Below are 14,006 nucleotides of genomic sequence, written 5' to 3'. Positions count from 1 at the left end.
GGTTCTTCCTGAAATGCAGTGTGCTTAGAAGTTCACGCCCATGCTCAGAGCAACGAAGTCGCGGTCATCCACCGTGCTGAATTTGCCACCAAAGAAGTTGGTGTAGTTCAAGCCGACGGTGTAGGTATTTTGATACTCGGCATCCACACCCAAGCTGACGGCCTTGCGACCTTCTTCAAAGTTGGCACCAGGGCCTGGCGAGTAGCCTTTGACGTCGTGAGACCACGCAACGCTAGGCTTGAGGTTGACGCCAGCGAACACGTCCGGGTATTCCCAGATAGCACGGGCGCGATAGCCCCAAGATGTGGCGGTGGTGAAGCCATCATTGTTGCAATTGGTGTTCAGGCTAGACGAATTGGGCAAGCCCCCGCCCACAGCCGTACTGTTGTTCAAGGTACCGCAGAACCCGCCTGGCAACGTACCTGGGCCGAAGACTGGGTCGCGACCATAACGGGCCTCGGATCGGCTCTCCAGCCCGCCCACGTGGGTCACACCGATTTCACCGACGGTGGTCAAGCGGCTGGCGCCCATCACCTGATCGAAGAAGTGCGTGAAGGTGGTCTGGAACTGGGTAACCTCTTTGCGACGGTAGCCATGCAGGTCCTGACCAGCCGAGCCTTTAAGCACCGACGCGTTGCCGTAGCCAGGGATCGGCGTCACACCGGCGTACAGGATATCGGTGGTGCTCAGTTGTACAGGCGCGTTCGGCCGGTAGCTCAACTCACCACTCCAGGCGGTGCCGGTAGGCAACGTGGTAGAAAAGCTCAAGCCGTACAGGCGAATGTCTTCCGGGTACTCGACGAAATAATTGGAGTTGCCCGCGACAATCGCTGGGTTGTTAGTACCGTAGAAAGCCTGAGGCGCACCTTGTGCACTGAAGATCGGCGCCCGGCTGTGGTAGTTCATGAAATACGCGCCGAACTCGGTGTCCAGCGGCTCGAAGTTGTAGTGGAACGCAACGCCGAACTGGCCGCTGTCGCGAGCGTCACGATCGGGACCACGACGAACCAGAACGCCTTCGTTGTTAACGTCCACACCAAACGAGGCCAGGCCCGCCAGTTGGGCTGGGGTCAAAGTACGGCGGCTGTTCAGCACGCGCAGGTTGTCGGTGCAACCATCGGAAATCACGTCCGGCTGCGAGAAGAATGTCCCGCAGTTGTCAGTAACGGTCTGGTCCCATTCCAACTGATAGAACGCTTCGGCCGACAGGTTATCGGTCAGGGTTTGCGAGACATAGAACATGTTGACCGGAATCAAGCCTTCCTTGATCTCGGCACCCGGACGGCGGAACGCCGACACATCGATCGGGTTGATGGAGTTGATGCCGCCGCCGATGAAGGTACTTTCACCCCAGCTCACCACCTGCTTACCAAACCGCACGCTGCCCGGCTGATCGGCAACCGCATAGTTGTGATAAACGAACGCATCGAGAATCTGCCCGCCGGACGACTTGGCGCCTTCTTTGCGGTTGTTGTCGCTGATGTCCTTGAACTGGCGGCTTTCGTCCTTGAGTTCAAAGTCATACCAGTACTTGCCCCGCACAAACACACCGGTATCGCCGTATTTCAGTTCCAGGTCATGAATGCCCTTGAAGATCTTCGAGAAGGTCTCCCCACGCTTGAAGTTCAAGTGGCCGTCATCGGAAGTCTGGGACAAGCCCGTGCCGCCGTTGTTGACGCCGATCAGGTCACGGTTGGCCTTGGACGTACTCCAGCTGGCACCCACCGACAGCGACGAGTCAAAGCTCCCTTCGATTTCACCGATATTGAAACTGACGCCGAATGCAGGCCCGGCGAGCGTAGAGGCGAGGCTGACGGCCAGGGGCAATCTTGCCCGGCGCCAGAACTGGTTTACTGAGGTCATCGACGCTACTCCATGTGCATTATTGTTATGGCAGTGAGTTCTTTCGTTGATGCGTGTAACGGCCGGAATACAACGATTCCAATGCCGCTCGGCAGCCGAGCCCCCATGGCCCGAAGCGGAACATCCTTGAAAAACTCTGGAAGGGACTATAGCCAGCAGGGGGTAGTGCTTGATCCCTCTAAAGTGTGATTTGCATCACCGACCCGTCTGCCTCAACCCTTTCGCCACACCGACGAAGGCCGGCGAGGCAAGGATGGCTGAAAATCGGCAAATCACAAGTAGAGCCGCAAGATAGAGCATTGCCGCGCCCGAATGGGCGCGGCGAAGGGTGCTAGAGGGTGGACAGGAATGTGCTGTTGTTGGCCTGCCATTCGATGATGTCGATGCGGATACGTTTTTTGTCGAGCTTGCCGACACTGGTCTTGGGAATTTCCGTAACAACCGCGATCTGGCTCGGAATCGCCCACTTGCTCAAGTGCCCCAATTCCACGAACGGCTTGAGGTGCTCCTTGAGCTCGCGGGCCCCTATCATATGGCCATCACGCACCACCAACAGCGCAAACGGGCGTTCGCCCCACTGCGGATCGGCAATGCCCACCACCGCTACTTCGCGTACCGCCGGGTGACGGCTGACCAGGTCTTCGAGCGCCAGGGAAGAGACCCACTCGCCGCCGGTCTTGATCACGTCCTTGATGCGGTCGCGAATGTCGATCACGCCGAAGGCATCCAGGGTGGCCACATCGCCGGTGTGCATCCAGCCGCCGGCCCACAGCTCGGCGCCCTTCTGCGGTTCGTTGTAGTAACCCTCGGTCAGCCACGGCGCGCGTAGCACCAGCTCGCCCTGGGACTCGCCATCAGCGGGCAGGAAGTTGCCGTCGCTGTCGATGATTGCCGCCTCCACCAACGGCCCGGGCACGCCGGCCTTGATGCGATAGGTGGTGCGTTCGTCTTCGGTGCCGGCCATCAGCTCTTCATTGAGGTGGGCACACGACACCAGCGGCCCGGTCTCGGACATGCCGTACGCCGCCGTCAGTTGAATCCCACGGGCCTTGGACGCTTCGTACAGTGTGCGGTTGAGCGCACTGCCGCCGATGACGATTTTCCAGCCGCCAAAATCCACATTCTGAGCGGCCTTGGCGTTGAGCACCATTTGCAGGATGGTCGGCACGCAGTGGGAGAAGGTGACCTTTTCCTTGCGCCACAGCTCCACCAGGTATTCGGGGTCGTAACGGCCGGGGTAGACCTGCTTCAGGCCGAGCATGGTCGCCACATAGGGCAAGCCCCAGGCGTGCACGTGGAACATCGGCGTGATCGGCATGTACACGTCGTTGGTGCCCAGCAGGCGCACACTGTCGACGCTGCCCATGATGGTCGCCACGCCCATGGTGTGCAGCACCAACTGGCGATGGGTGAAGTACACGCCCTTGGGGTTGCCGGTGGTGCCTGTGGTGTAGAAGGTGGTCGCGACGGAGTGCTCGTCGAAATCCTGGAAGTCGTATCGGGCGCTGGCGGCGGCCAGCAGGGTTTCGTACTCACCCACCAGGTTCGGCAGTTCGGCGGTCTTGGATTCGCCGTCGGTGAGCAGCAGCGTCTTGTCGACCGTCGTGAGTTGCCCGGCAATCGCCTGGTAGAGCCCGACAAACTCGCTGTTGACCAGCACAAAGCGGTCTTCGGCGTGGTTCATGGTGTAGAGAATCTGCTCCGGCGACAGGCGTACGTTGATGGTGTGGATCACCGCGCCGATCATCGGGATGGCAAACATGCATTCCAGGTAGCGATGGCTGTCCCAGTCCATCACCGCCACGGTATCACCAGCCTTAACGCCGGCGTCGGTGAGCACGTTGGCCAGGCGAGCGACCCGTTCGATCAGGGTTGGATAGGTGTAGCGCAGCTTGTCGCGGTAGACGATTTCGCGGGTTTTCTCGTAGCGAGTGCCCGACAGCAACAGGCGTTTGATCAACAGCGGGCATGAGTACGCGCCTTCGGCGGGCGGGATAATACGGGTCTGCAACATACGAATCCCTTTTTATGACTGCACGGTCTTGGCTGAAAGATCTGCACTGTAGAGCGCTTAGGTTTCAGCCAAATCAGCCAAAGGAATGATTTGCAGGGGGCAATGAATGCTAGCTTTGCGCCAGCATTGAAGCCGTGCGGCAACCCAATGTGGGAGGGGCGGTGCGACGATTCGACTTGCCCCCGATTGCGGTAGGTCAGCCAACTTATCTGTAACTGACCCACCCCTATCGGGGGCAAGCCCCCTCCCACATTTGTTAATGTGCCCGCTCTAGAGCAGCGCTTATTTCATACTGGTGAAGGCCAACTTCACACCAATCGCAATCAACACCGCGCCCATGGTCCGATCAAACCAATGCCCCATCCGCGCAAAACCGGCGCGCACACGCTGCTGGCTGAATAACATCGCCACCAGGCAGAACCACAGCCCTGTCGCGACGGCCAGGTAAACGCCGTAACCCGCCTGGATCGCCAGCGGCGTGTGCGGGTTGATCACCACGGTAAACAGCGACAGGAAAAACAGCGTGGCCTTGGGATTCAACCCATTGGTCACAAAGCCTGAGGTAAATGCCTGACGCGCAGTGCGCTCACCCATCTCGGGGTGCAACTCACCTTCGGCCAAAGGCTTGGCCGGCTGCGCACGCAGGGCCTTGAAGCCGATGTACAGCAGGTACGCCGCGGCCGCCCATTTGAGTGCGTTGAACAACACAATGGACTGGGACACGATCAAGCCGATCCCCAGCAACGAATACCCAACGTGCAGGAAAATCGCCGAACCCACGCCCAGCGCCGCCCAAGTACCGGCGCGTCGGCCATGGGTAACACTTTCGCGCACCACTACGGCGAAATCCGGGCCGGGGCTGGCCACCGCCAACAAGTGGATCAGGACGACGGTAAAAAACTCGGCGAGGTACATGCTCACTCCAATTGAGTAACTGATTATTTCATCTGATAGGCTCGGCAGATTACGCCTACGAACCCTGTCGCAAAAGGTACAGTTGATGACGAACAATCGCCGCGCCGTCTTTCTTGATCATCCGTCCCTGGACCTGGGGGACCTGGACCTCAGCGAACTGCGCAACAGCTTCAGCGACCTGCAGTTGTTTGCGGATACAACACCGCAAAATGTCATCGAACACCTGCAAGGCGCCCAAGTCGCCATCAGCAACAAGATCGCCCTCAACACCGAAACCCTGGCGGCATGCCCCGAGCTCAAGCTGATCCTGGTGTCGGCCACCGGCACCAACAACGTCGACCTCGACGCTGCCCGCGCCCATGGCATTACCGTGAGCAACTGCCAGGGCTATGGCACGCCGTCGGTGGCGCAGCACACGATCATGCTGCTGCTCAACCTGGCCACGCGCCTGAAGGACTATCAACGGGATGTCGCCGCCGGCAAATGGCAGCAGGCCAAGCAGTTCTGCCTGCTGGACCACCCGATTGTCGAGCTGGAAGGCAAGACCCTCGGCCTGCTCGGCCACGGTGAACTGGGCGGCGCCGTGGCGCGCCTGGCCGAAGCCTTTGGCATGCGCGTCGTGCTCGGCGCGATCCCCGGCCGCCCGGCCCGCGCCGACCGCGTGCCGTTGGATGAACTGCTCGCGCAAGTCGATGCGCTGACCCTGCACTGCCCACTCAACGAGCATACCCGCGACTTTATCGGCGCCCGCGAATTGGCGCTGCTCAAGCCTGGCGCGTTTGTGGTCAACACGGCACGCGGTGGTTTGATCAACGAACAGGCGCTGGCAGATGCCTTGCGCAGCGGCCATCTGGGCGGTGCGGCGACCGATGTGTTGAGCGTGGAGCCACCGGTCAATGGCAACCCGCTGCTGGCGGGCGACATCCCTCGGCTGATCGTCACGCCCCATAACGCCTGGGGCAGTCGTGAAGCGCGCCAGCGTATCGTCGGCCAGTTGGCCGAAAACGCCCGGGGCTTCTTCAGCGGCGCACCGCAGCGTGTCGTGAGTTGATAAACTGCGCCCCTTTTCAAGGAGCAGACCATGGATCCGCGCAGTGAAGTACTGCTTCGTCAGGCCGAACTTTTTCAAGGCAACCTGCTGCTGGTAGGTTTACCAGCCGACGATCTGCTGGGTCGCCTGCCCAACGCCCACGGCTGGTGCTGGCATGCCGGCGACCAGGCCGCGCTGGACGCACGCTTCCCCGAGCGCAGCCTGTTCGGTGTGAATGTGCCAGAGCGCACGTTTGGTGCAGCGGTGATCTTCCTGCCCAAGTCCAAGGACCTCACCGACTACCTGCTCAACGCCGTGGCCGCACGCTTGCCCGGCGCCGAGCTGTTTCTGGTGGGCGAGAAGAAAGCCGGTATCGAAAGCGCAGCCAAGCAGCTGACCCCCTTTGGCAAGCCGCGCAAGCTCGACAGCGCACGCCATTGCCAGCTGTGGCAAATCACCGTGGCCAACGCCCCGCAAGCGGTCGAGCTGGAAAGCCTGGCGCAGGTTTTTGACGTGCCACTGGCCGAAGGCCCGCTCAAGGTAGTGAGTTTGCCGGGGGTATTCAGCCATGGTCGCCTCGACCGCGGCACCGAATTGCTGCTGGAGCACCTGGACAAACTGCCCAGCGGCCATTTGCTGGACTTCGGTTGCGGCGCGGGCGTGCTGGGGGCTGCGGTAAAACGCCGCTACCCGCACAACACCGTCACCTTACTGGATGTGGACGCCTTCGCCGCCGCCAGCAGCCGCTTGACCTTGGCTGCCAACGGTCTGGAAGCCGACGTATTGACCGGTGATGGCATCGACGCTGCGCCGATGGGTTTGAACACGATTCTGAGTAACCCACCGTTTCATGTCGGCGTGCACACCGATTATTTCGCCACTGAGAACCTGCTGCGAAAAGCGGCTAAACATCTGGCAAAAGGCGGCGAACTGCGGCTTGTGGCGAATAGTTTCCTGAAGTATCAACCACTGATCGAAGAGCATCTGGGCGTGTGCGCAATCAAGGCCGAGGGCAATGGTTTTCGCATCTACCGTGCCAAGCGCGGCTGACGGGCGTTTGAAAAAGAAGGCTTGCCGAATGGGTTTTGCCTAGGCAGAATCCGCTCCGTCCTAGGGGAGTAGTCTCCCACGAGCGCCACGCTCGTCCGGCATACGTCAACATACTTGGTCAACAGACCATGGCGTATGCGACCCAGGAGTCCGCACAGACGGACCGGGGTTTGACAAGACCTATGACACGCACACCTTACCCGGGGCGGGAAGGCTGTACGTGTCATAGCCGTGTCGACCCGCCCCTGGAAACCTACCTGATGCTGGATTCACTACTCGTACCTACCGCAATCGTTGCCTTGGCCGAAATCGGCGATAAGACGCAACTGCTCGCGCTCATCCTTGCTGCACGCTTTCGCAAACCCTGGCCGATCATCGCCGGCATCGTCGCCGCGACCCTGGCCAACCATGCGGCCGCCGGTGCCGTGGGCGCGTGGTTCGGAAGCTTCTTCTCGGATGCGGTGTTGCACTGGATTCTCGCGGCGAGCTTCTGCGCCACCGCATTGTGGACCTTGGTGCCCGACAAGCTCGACGATGACGAAGCCAGCACCACCCGTAAGTTCGGGCCATTCCTGACCACGCTGATCGCGTTCTTCCTGGCGGAAATCGGTGACAAGACCCAGATCGCCACGGTGATGCTCGCCGCGCAGTATCCGGAGTTGTGGCTGGTGATTATCGGGACGACCGTGGGCATGCTGATTGCCAACGTGCCGGTGGTATTGGCGGGGAATTTCGCGGCGGAGAAACTGCCGTTGACGTTGATTCGACGGTTGGCGGCGACGGCGTTTTTTGTGCTGGCGATTGTGGCTGTGTACAAGGCCATGCAGAGCAGCGGCTGGATCTGAATTTGTAAACCCAATCCAATGTGGGAGGGGGCTTGCCCCCGATAGCTGCTTTTCAGCCAAGTATTCATTAGCTGACACACCGCCATCGGGAGCAAGCCCCCTCCCACATTTGGATCTTCACACTATCTTGAATATCAGGACTTTTTGGCCTGCTGGTAAAGCGGCATCACCTTCGGAATCGCCGCCTGCAACGAAGCGATCCGGCTGTCAGACGCCGGGTGAGTGCTCATAAACTCCGGCGGCGAGCCTTCCGACGCCTTGGCCATCTTGTTCCACAACGTAATGGCCGCATTCGGGTTGTATCCCGCACGGGCCGACAGCTCCAGGCCGATCAGGTCTGCTTCGTTTTCATTGCTGCGGCTGTTAGGCAAGGTCATGCCGTAGTTAGCCACGGTGTCGGCCAGTGCCAGGCTGTCCTGGCCCAGGCCGAACAACGCACCAGCGCCCTGCTTGGCCATCTCGATACCGTAGGCCTTGGACATGGCTTCACGGCCGTGTTCGCGCAAGGCGTGGGCGATTTCATGGCCCATCACCGCTGCCAACTCGTCGTCCGTCAGCTTGAGGTTGTCGATCAGTGCGCTGTACACGAAGATCTTGCCGCCAGGCCCGCAGTTGGCGTTCATCTCGTCGCTCTTGATCAGGTTCACTTCCCACTTCCACTGCGCCGCATCGGGGCGGAAAGTCGGCGCCTGGGCGATCAAGCGCTTGGCAATGGCCTGCACCCGCTTGGCGTTGGCGCTGGTCTTGTCCACCTGGCCTTTGCTGCTGGCTTCGCCCAACGTCTGCTGATAGGACTGGGCATACATCTGGTCGACTTCCTGGCTCGACAGCATGCTGAACATATATTGCTTGCGCTCGACCCCAACGGCGCCGCCGCTGGTGGTGTTGACCGACTGACACCCGGCCAGCAGCAACGCTGCCACCAACCCACTTACCGCCAATGATTTCTTCATAAACACGCTCCCTGAAAACATGGCGGCTATCGTAGGCGCTCATTTGTATCGGCGCCAGATACACCAGACGTTTAACCGCTGATTTTAGGATACATCTCACACGCCCCGGTAACGGCGGCAGGCATTCCGTTTGCGACATCCGACAGTATTTTGTAGGACAAACCCTCATGCCTTTCGCGCCCGTGGCCGATACCAAGAGATCGGCCACCCCCTGCTGCGCCCGGAGCTTCCATGAAATTCAAGTCGATTCAGTTTTCTGTCGCAGCCTTGGCCGGGGCCATCGTGCTGAGCGTGGTTGCGGTGCTGGTGCTCTATGCCTTATTCGCCGGCGCACGCACCCAAGCGATGGTGCAGCAACGCACCCAGGCGCAATTCGAACAAATCATCGAGCAACGCCTCACCACCTTGGCACACACCCAGGCCACTTTGATCCAGCGCGAGCTGGAAGCACCGCTGGTGACCGCCAAGGGCCTGGCCACCACCAACGCCTTGCTCGGCATGACAGACGCCAAAGGCGGGCCAGCCTTGCAGGTCGGCCGTGAACAACTGATCAACCTGTTGCACGAAAGCGTGGTGCGCAACCCAAAAATCCTCGGCGCCTACATCGGCTGGGAACCCAACGCGATTGAGCACAACGACGCTGCCTACGTAGACAGCCCTATCGCTGGCATGGGTGCCGACGGACGCTTCCTGCCGTGGTGGTACCGCAATGCCGATGGCAGCCTGGGCCTGGATAAACTGGCTGACGTGGCCGACCAGAAAATCCTCTCCACCGGCGTGCGCGCCAGCGAGTACTACCTGTGCTCCAAAGAGAGCAAAAAACCCTGCGCCATCGACCCCGCCCCCTACAAGGTAGGCAATGCGATGGTGATGCTGGCGTCGTTTATCGAGCCGATCATCATCGACGGCACCTTCCAGGGCATCGTGGGTGCCGACCTGTCGGTGAACTTCATCCAGGACATGCTCACCGCTGCCGATCAAAAGCTCTACAATGGCGCCGGCGAGCTGGCGCTGATCTCCAGCAACGGCCGCCTGGTGGCTTACACCAAAGACGCCAGCAAGCTCGGTGAAAAAGCCAGCGACCTGCTCGACGGTAACGAAATGAGCAACCTGGCCCAGCTGAAAGTCGGCGAAGTGCGTTATGACATCGACGAGGAACACGGGCATATCGAGTTGTTCCTGCCGTTCAACATCGGCCAGACCGATGCGCGCTGGACCCTGATGCTGCAACTGCCGCTGAGCGCAGTGATGGCTGACTTGCGCACCCTGCAAAGCGATCTGGAGGCTCAGCGCAAGACCGATATCTTCGGCATGGCCATCGCCGGCCTGGTGATTGCCGGCATCGGCCTGCTGGTCATCTGGCTGGTAGGCCACGGCATTGCCCGCCCGCTCAAACAGATGGTGGCCATGCTCAATGACATCGCCCAAGGCGAAGGCGACCTCACACGGCGCCTGAGCAGTGATCGTGCCGATGAATTGGGCGCCATCGCCAGTGGTTTCAACACCTTCCTGATCAAGCTGCAGGCCATGATTACCCAGGTGGTGAGCTCGGTGCAGAAGGTCAGCGACTCGTCGGAACACACCGCTGACATCGCCATTCGCACCAACCAGGGCGTGCATAAACAGATGGTGGAGATCGATCAGGTCGCCACCGCCGTGCATGAGATGACCGCCACCGCGCAAGACGTGGCGCGCAACGCCACCCAGGCCGCGCAAGCCGCCAGCCACGCCGACCAGGCCGCGAGCCAGGGCATGCGCATTGTGCGTGACACTTCCACCTCCATCGGCGCGCTGGCCGAAGAAATCGGCAAGGCCGTCGGCGTGGTGCAGACCCTGGCTAAGGACAGCGAGAACATCAACGCCATCCTGATCGCCATTCGCGGCATCGCCGAGCAGACCAACCTGCTGGCCCTCAACGCGGCCATCGAAGCAGCGCGGGCTGGCGAACAAGGCCGTGGTTTTGCCGTGGTGGCCGACGAGGTGCGCAACCTTGCGCAAAAAACCCAGAAGGCCACCGAAGAAATCCAGACCATGATCCAGCAACTGCAACAGGGCACGCGAGAGGTGGTGCGGGTAATGGAGGATAGTCAGAACCGCACAGATGAAAGCGTGCAGCATGCGGCCAAGGCAGCTCAAGCGCTGGAGACCATCACTCAGGCAGTGTCAGTGATCAACGACATGAACACCCAGATCGCTAGCGCGGCCGAAGAGCAAAGCGCGGTGGCCGAGGACATCAACCGCAATGTGATCAATATCGGCCAGGTGGCCAATGAAGTGGCGGGCGGCGCGGATGAGTCCAGCGCGGCGAGTGCGGATTTGACCAAGTTGGCGGAGCAGCAGCGGCGGTTGATTAATCAGTTCAAGGTTTAGGGTTTGGGGCGGCCTTGAGGCTGCCATCGCAGGCAAGCCAGCTCCCACAGTTGATCGAGTTCCAACATGAGAATGCGGTCAAATGTGGGAGCGGGCTTGCCCGCGAAGAGGCCAGAACAGGCAATAGAGAACCTAAGCCGGTGTCAGGCACTCCGGCCCATTGAGCTTCGGATCATTAACCATATTGGCCAACACGCGCTCACGCAACGCGACGGGCTCACTGGCCAGCAACCCTTGCAACACATGCACCGGTGTCTCTGGATTCAACCAAGCCTCCTGCCCCGCCGCATCCAGAATCAACGGTCGCCGCTGACTCTGCGCGGCCTGGGTGACCACGGCCGTGCTCAGCCACACCTGTTCCTGCACCGGGTATGCTTCCCAGATGGCGGCAAAAAACAACGTGGAGCCCTCCCCCGGCGTCAACCAGTACGGGCGTTTGCGCTGGGTGCCCCGCCACTCGTAGAAGCCATTGGCCGGCAACAGGCAGCGGCGCTGACGGAAGGCTTCACGGAACATCGGCTGTTCGGCCAGGGTTTCGGCGCGGGCATGGGCGGGGGTACGCGAGAGGTCGGTCAGCCAGGGCGGTGTCAGGCCCCAGCGGGCGCGGGCCAGGGTGCGCTGGCCGTCGGTGGCGCGCTGGATCAGCACAGAATCATTCGGAGAAATGTTCCACTGGGCCTGCTGGTCGGCCGGGAAGCCCGGCAAGGCCGCAAAGGTGGGGTTCCAGCGAAACAGGGCATAACGTCCACACATGGGGTAACACGACTCTTGGGGTAAACCGACCGACAGCCTAACAGACCAGCACGTCGGGGAAGCTGTCGGGTTCATCGCCGGGCACCGGTTGCGCGCCGATATAGGCGGTAATCAGCTCACGGGCGTCCGCAGCCCGGTCGTTGTCCACCTCCAGGCCGAGCAGGCCGAAAATCGGCAGCTCGCCGGTGCCACCGAGCAAATGGCGACCCACCAGGTGCGCCTCAATGCCCTCGCTGGCGAGCATCTGCTGCAACAGCTCGCCCTCCATCAGGTTTTCCGGTTCGTAGATCCGTTGCATGGGCGTACCCGTTATTCGTTTTCGCTGCGGGTTTCAAGCATCCACTCATCACCATGGACTTGCAGATAGAAAATGATCGGTCGGCAACACACCTGGCAATCCTCTATATAAGTCTGATCGCCTCCAGACAAATCCACCGTCGTATCGACCTCTTCACCACAATAAGGACAATCGTACGTCGCAGTTTCCAGCATCGCAGCCTCCAAAGTGACTTGTGCGTATAATCGCCGGTCTATTTACAGGGCTATTTCCGGCCGAGCCCATTACTCGGGCCGCCCCCTGGTATTTCCTTTACTTACCCTAGCCGTTTCTAACAAGAGAGCATGATGGGCCAATTCGATACCATCCGACCTTACAACGACAGCGAAGTCCCGGCAGTGCTGGACCGGCTGTTCAGTGACAAGGCGTTTCTGGACATCCTGACCCACTTCCGCTTCCCGCGCTTCGCCGGCCCCCTGGGCTGGTTTCTCAAGCCGATGATCGCCCGCAAGCTGCGCCGTGAATTTGCCGGCGTCACCACCGTGGCCACGCTGCAGGACAAAGTCGAGTATTACGTCGACCACACCATCGACCGGGCGACCGACGGCGTGACCTACACCGGCGTCGAGCAGCTCAAGTCTGGCACCGCCTACCTGTTTTTGGCCAACCACCGCGACATCGTGATGGACCCGGCCTTCGTCAATTACGCCGTGTACCACGCCGGCCTGCCGACGCCGCGCATCGCCATCGGCGACAACCTGCTGCAAAAGCCGTTTGTCAGCGACCTGATGCGCCTGAACAAGAGCTTTATCGTGCACCGCTCGATCACCGGGCGAAAGGAAAAGATGGCGGCGTTCAACCTGCTGTCGGCGTACATCAACCATTCGATCCGCAACGACTGCGAGTCGATCTGGATTGCCCAGGCCGAAGGCCGCGCCAAGGATGGGGACGATCGCACCGAGTCGGCGATCCTCAAGATGTTCCACGTCAGCCGCAAGGACGAGCCGTTTGCCGAGGTGATCCAGTCACTGAACCTGACGCCGGTGTCCATCAGCTACGAGTACGACCCCTGCGATACCGCCAAAGCACGCGAGTTGTACATCCGCGCCACCACGGGCACCTATAGCAAGGCACCGGGCGAGGATGATGTGAGCATTGCCCTGGGCATAACCGGCTATAAAGGCCGCGTGCACATCAACTTCGCACCGCCGATCACCGAGCGCTTCGAAGACACCAAAGTACTGGCCATGGAAATGGACCGGCAGATTCTCGGCGGTTATCGCCTGTTCCCGGTGCACTACCTGGCGTATGCCCAGTGGAGCGACGCCGACCCGCAGTTGCAGGTGCCAATGGCGGCTGAGGTGTTCCCGGCGGATGAGTTGGCCAAGGCGAAGGCCGAGTGGGAACGGCGCTTGAATGAGTGCCCGGCTGAGCACCGGCCGTTTTTGGTGGTTCAGTATGCGACGCCGGTGCGTAACCAGTACCGGGTCAAGGCTGGTATCCCCCTCTAAAGCCAACACTGATCAAAATGTGGGAGGGGGCTTGCCCCCGATAGCGGTGTGTCAGCTTAGTAATACTTGGCTGACACACTGCAATCGGGGGCAAGCCCCCTCCCACATTTTATTTGCAGTGTTGATTAGAGGTGAGTGCTGATCCAAGAAGTCAGCAGTGCCAAACCCAAACAGGCAAACCCTATCCGGTACGCCAAACGATGCGCCCGCTCGGTGCGCACATCCAGAAACAGCATCGGCTGGTCGACCGCACGGTCTTCGCTCTGTGCGGTCAGCTTGGCCATCGCGCGCTGTTCGCGCAGGCGGGTGATGAGCAGCAGCGCCGCGCCCGGACAGGCCACGGCCAAAGCCACACCATTGATCAATACAGCGTACAGCGCCATCACAAACCTCAGAAAAAACAATGACAGGGTATCGGCCCAGAT

General features: G+C 60.5%; 13 protein-coding genes, 1 pseudogene and 1 riboswitch. Of the genes and pseudogenes, 6 read left to right on the top strand and 8 right to left on the bottom strand.

Annotated elements, in window-relative coordinates:
* Positions 1-24: 24 nt before the first annotated feature.
* The 3 genes from ICY20_RS01265 to ICY20_RS01255 form a co-directional block, all read right to left on the bottom strand.
* On the bottom strand, positions 25-1,863 hold the full coding sequence (locus ICY20_RS01265) for a DUF1302 domain-containing protein (protein ID WP_194936772.1): 1,839 nt from the start codon (positions 1,861-1,863) through the stop codon (positions 25-27).
* Between the two features lie 331 nt (positions 1,864-2,194).
* The gene (locus ICY20_RS01260) at positions 2,195-3,877 is read right to left on the bottom strand and encodes a fatty acid--CoA ligase (protein WP_194936771.1); all 1,683 of its coding nucleotides are present in this window, start codon (positions 3,875-3,877) and stop codon (positions 2,195-2,197) included.
* A 282-nt stretch (positions 3,878-4,159) separates the two neighbouring features.
* On the bottom strand, positions 4,160-4,792 hold the full coding sequence (locus ICY20_RS01255; RefSeq protein ID WP_194936770.1) for a LysE family translocator: 633 nt from the start codon (positions 4,790-4,792) through the stop codon (positions 4,160-4,162).
* A gap of 85 nt (positions 4,793-4,877) precedes the next feature.
* Between ICY20_RS01255 and ICY20_RS01250 the strand changes: the two genes are divergently transcribed.
* From ICY20_RS01250 to ICY20_RS01240, 3 genes are all read left to right on the top strand, one after another.
* Positions 4,878-5,843 (top strand): 2-hydroxyacid dehydrogenase, encoded by a 966-nt coding sequence (locus ICY20_RS01250; protein WP_194936769.1) that lies wholly within the window; start codon positions 4,878-4,880, stop codon positions 5,841-5,843.
* Positions 5,844-5,873: 30 nt separating this feature from the next.
* Complete coding sequence (locus ICY20_RS01245) at positions 5,874-6,872, top strand: class I SAM-dependent methyltransferase (RefSeq protein ID WP_194936768.1); 999 nt, start codon at positions 5,874-5,876, stop codon at positions 6,870-6,872.
* A gap of 50 nt (positions 6,873-6,922) precedes the next feature.
* Positions 6,923-7,044, top strand: a riboswitch (yybP-ykoY riboswitch).
* Between the two features lie 88 nt (positions 7,045-7,132).
* Positions 7,133-7,717: a TMEM165/GDT1 family protein gene (locus ICY20_RS01240; RefSeq protein ID WP_025855563.1), complete on the top strand. Its 585-nt coding sequence runs from the start codon at positions 7,133-7,135 to the stop codon at positions 7,715-7,717.
* A gap of 134 nt (positions 7,718-7,851) precedes the next feature.
* Here ICY20_RS01240 and ICY20_RS01235 read toward each other — a convergent pair whose 3' ends face one another.
* Positions 7,852-8,670, bottom strand: a complete 819-nt coding sequence (locus ICY20_RS01235) for a M48 family metallopeptidase (protein WP_122487564.1) — start codon at positions 8,668-8,670, stop codon at positions 7,852-7,854.
* A gap of 231 nt (positions 8,671-8,901) precedes the next feature.
* On the opposite strand from ICY20_RS01235, the pseudogene ICY20_RS28350 reads away from it, so the two are divergent.
* A pseudogene (locus tag ICY20_RS28350) lies at positions 8,902-10,182 on the top strand (HAMP domain-containing protein); the annotation flags it as partial.
* A gap of 15 nt (positions 10,183-10,197) precedes the next feature.
* The gene (locus tag ICY20_RS28345; RefSeq protein ID WP_407692612.1) at positions 10,198-11,040 is read left to right on the top strand and encodes a methyl-accepting chemotaxis protein; all 843 of its coding nucleotides are present in this window, start codon (positions 10,198-10,200) and stop codon (positions 11,038-11,040) included.
* 132 nt (positions 11,041-11,172) lie between these two features.
* Here ICY20_RS28345 and ICY20_RS01225 read toward each other — a convergent pair whose 3' ends face one another.
* Genes ICY20_RS01225 through ICY20_RS01215 form a run of 3 tightly spaced genes read right to left on the bottom strand, consistent with a single transcriptional unit; the run spans position 11,173 to position 12,285 of the window.
* Positions 11,173-11,793: an SOS response-associated peptidase gene (locus tag ICY20_RS01225; protein ID WP_159962628.1), complete on the bottom strand. Its 621-nt coding sequence runs from the start codon at positions 11,791-11,793 to the stop codon at positions 11,173-11,175.
* A 37-nt stretch (positions 11,794-11,830) separates the two neighbouring features.
* On the bottom strand, positions 11,831-12,091 hold the full coding sequence (locus ICY20_RS01220) for a putative signal transducing protein (protein WP_105520858.1): 261 nt from the start codon (positions 12,089-12,091) through the stop codon (positions 11,831-11,833).
* A gap of 11 nt (positions 12,092-12,102) precedes the next feature.
* Entirely contained in the window at positions 12,103-12,285 is a 183-nt protein-coding gene (locus ICY20_RS01215) for a CPXCG motif-containing cysteine-rich protein (RefSeq protein ID WP_159962629.1), read from the bottom strand.
* Positions 12,286-12,417: 132 nt separating this feature from the next.
* Here ICY20_RS01215 and ICY20_RS01210 point away from each other — a divergent pair, with 132 nt between their 5' ends.
* Positions 12,418-13,581, top strand: coding sequence for a 1-acyl-sn-glycerol-3-phosphate acyltransferase (locus tag ICY20_RS01210; RefSeq protein WP_194936766.1), 1,164 nt, complete (start codon positions 12,418-12,420; stop codon positions 13,579-13,581).
* A 125-nt stretch (positions 13,582-13,706) separates the two neighbouring features.
* On the opposite strand, the gene ICY20_RS01205 is transcribed toward ICY20_RS01210, so the two are convergent.
* Positions 13,707-13,964: a hypothetical protein gene (locus ICY20_RS01205; RefSeq protein ID WP_159960541.1), complete on the bottom strand. Its 258-nt coding sequence runs from the start codon at positions 13,962-13,964 to the stop codon at positions 13,707-13,709.
* Between the last annotated feature and the right edge of the window lie 42 nt (positions 13,965-14,006).

This window comes from Pseudomonas pisciculturae (assembly GCF_015461805.1).
Taxonomy (GTDB): domain Bacteria; phylum Pseudomonadota; class Gammaproteobacteria; order Pseudomonadales; family Pseudomonadaceae; genus Aquipseudomonas; species Aquipseudomonas pisciculturae.
The sequence above is the reverse complement of the archived record's forward strand: the minus strand, read 5'-3'. Positions and strand labels throughout refer to the sequence as shown.

Coding starts and splice junctions, on each gene's coding strand:
- ICY20_RS01265 (WP_194936772.1), bottom strand. CDS start 1,863: ATGACCTCAGTAAACCAGTTCTGGCGCCGGGCAAGATTGCCCCTGGCC.
- ICY20_RS01260 (WP_194936771.1), bottom strand. CDS start 3,877: ATGTTGCAGACCCGTATTATCCCGCCCGCCGAAGGCGCGTACTCATGC.
- ICY20_RS01255 (WP_194936770.1), bottom strand. CDS start 4,792: ATGTACCTCGCCGAGTTTTTTACCGTCGTCCTGATCCACTTGTTGGCG.
- ICY20_RS01250 (WP_194936769.1), top strand. CDS start 4,878: ATGACGAACAATCGCCGCGCCGTCTTTCTTGATCATCCGTCCCTGGAC.
- ICY20_RS01245 (WP_194936768.1), top strand. CDS start 5,874: ATGGATCCGCGCAGTGAAGTACTGCTTCGTCAGGCCGAACTTTTTCAA.
- ICY20_RS01240 (WP_025855563.1), top strand. CDS start 7,133: ATGCTGGATTCACTACTCGTACCTACCGCAATCGTTGCCTTGGCCGAA.
- ICY20_RS01235 (WP_122487564.1), bottom strand. CDS start 8,670: ATGAAGAAATCATTGGCGGTAAGTGGGTTGGTGGCAGCGTTGCTGCTG.
- ICY20_RS28345 (WP_407692612.1), top strand. CDS start 10,198: ATGATTACCCAGGTGGTGAGCTCGGTGCAGAAGGTCAGCGACTCGTCG.
- ICY20_RS01225 (WP_159962628.1), bottom strand. CDS start 11,793: ATGTGTGGACGTTATGCCCTGTTTCGCTGGAACCCCACCTTTGCGGCC.
- ICY20_RS01220 (WP_105520858.1), bottom strand. CDS start 12,091: ATGCAACGGATCTACGAACCGGAAAACCTGATGGAGGGCGAGCTGTTG.
- ICY20_RS01215 (WP_159962629.1), bottom strand. CDS start 12,285: ATGCTGGAAACTGCGACGTACGATTGTCCTTATTGTGGTGAAGAGGTC.
- ICY20_RS01210 (WP_194936766.1), top strand. CDS start 12,418: ATGGGCCAATTCGATACCATCCGACCTTACAACGACAGCGAAGTCCCG.
- ICY20_RS01205 (WP_159960541.1), bottom strand. CDS start 13,964: ATGGCGCTGTACGCTGTATTGATCAATGGTGTGGCTTTGGCCGTGGCC.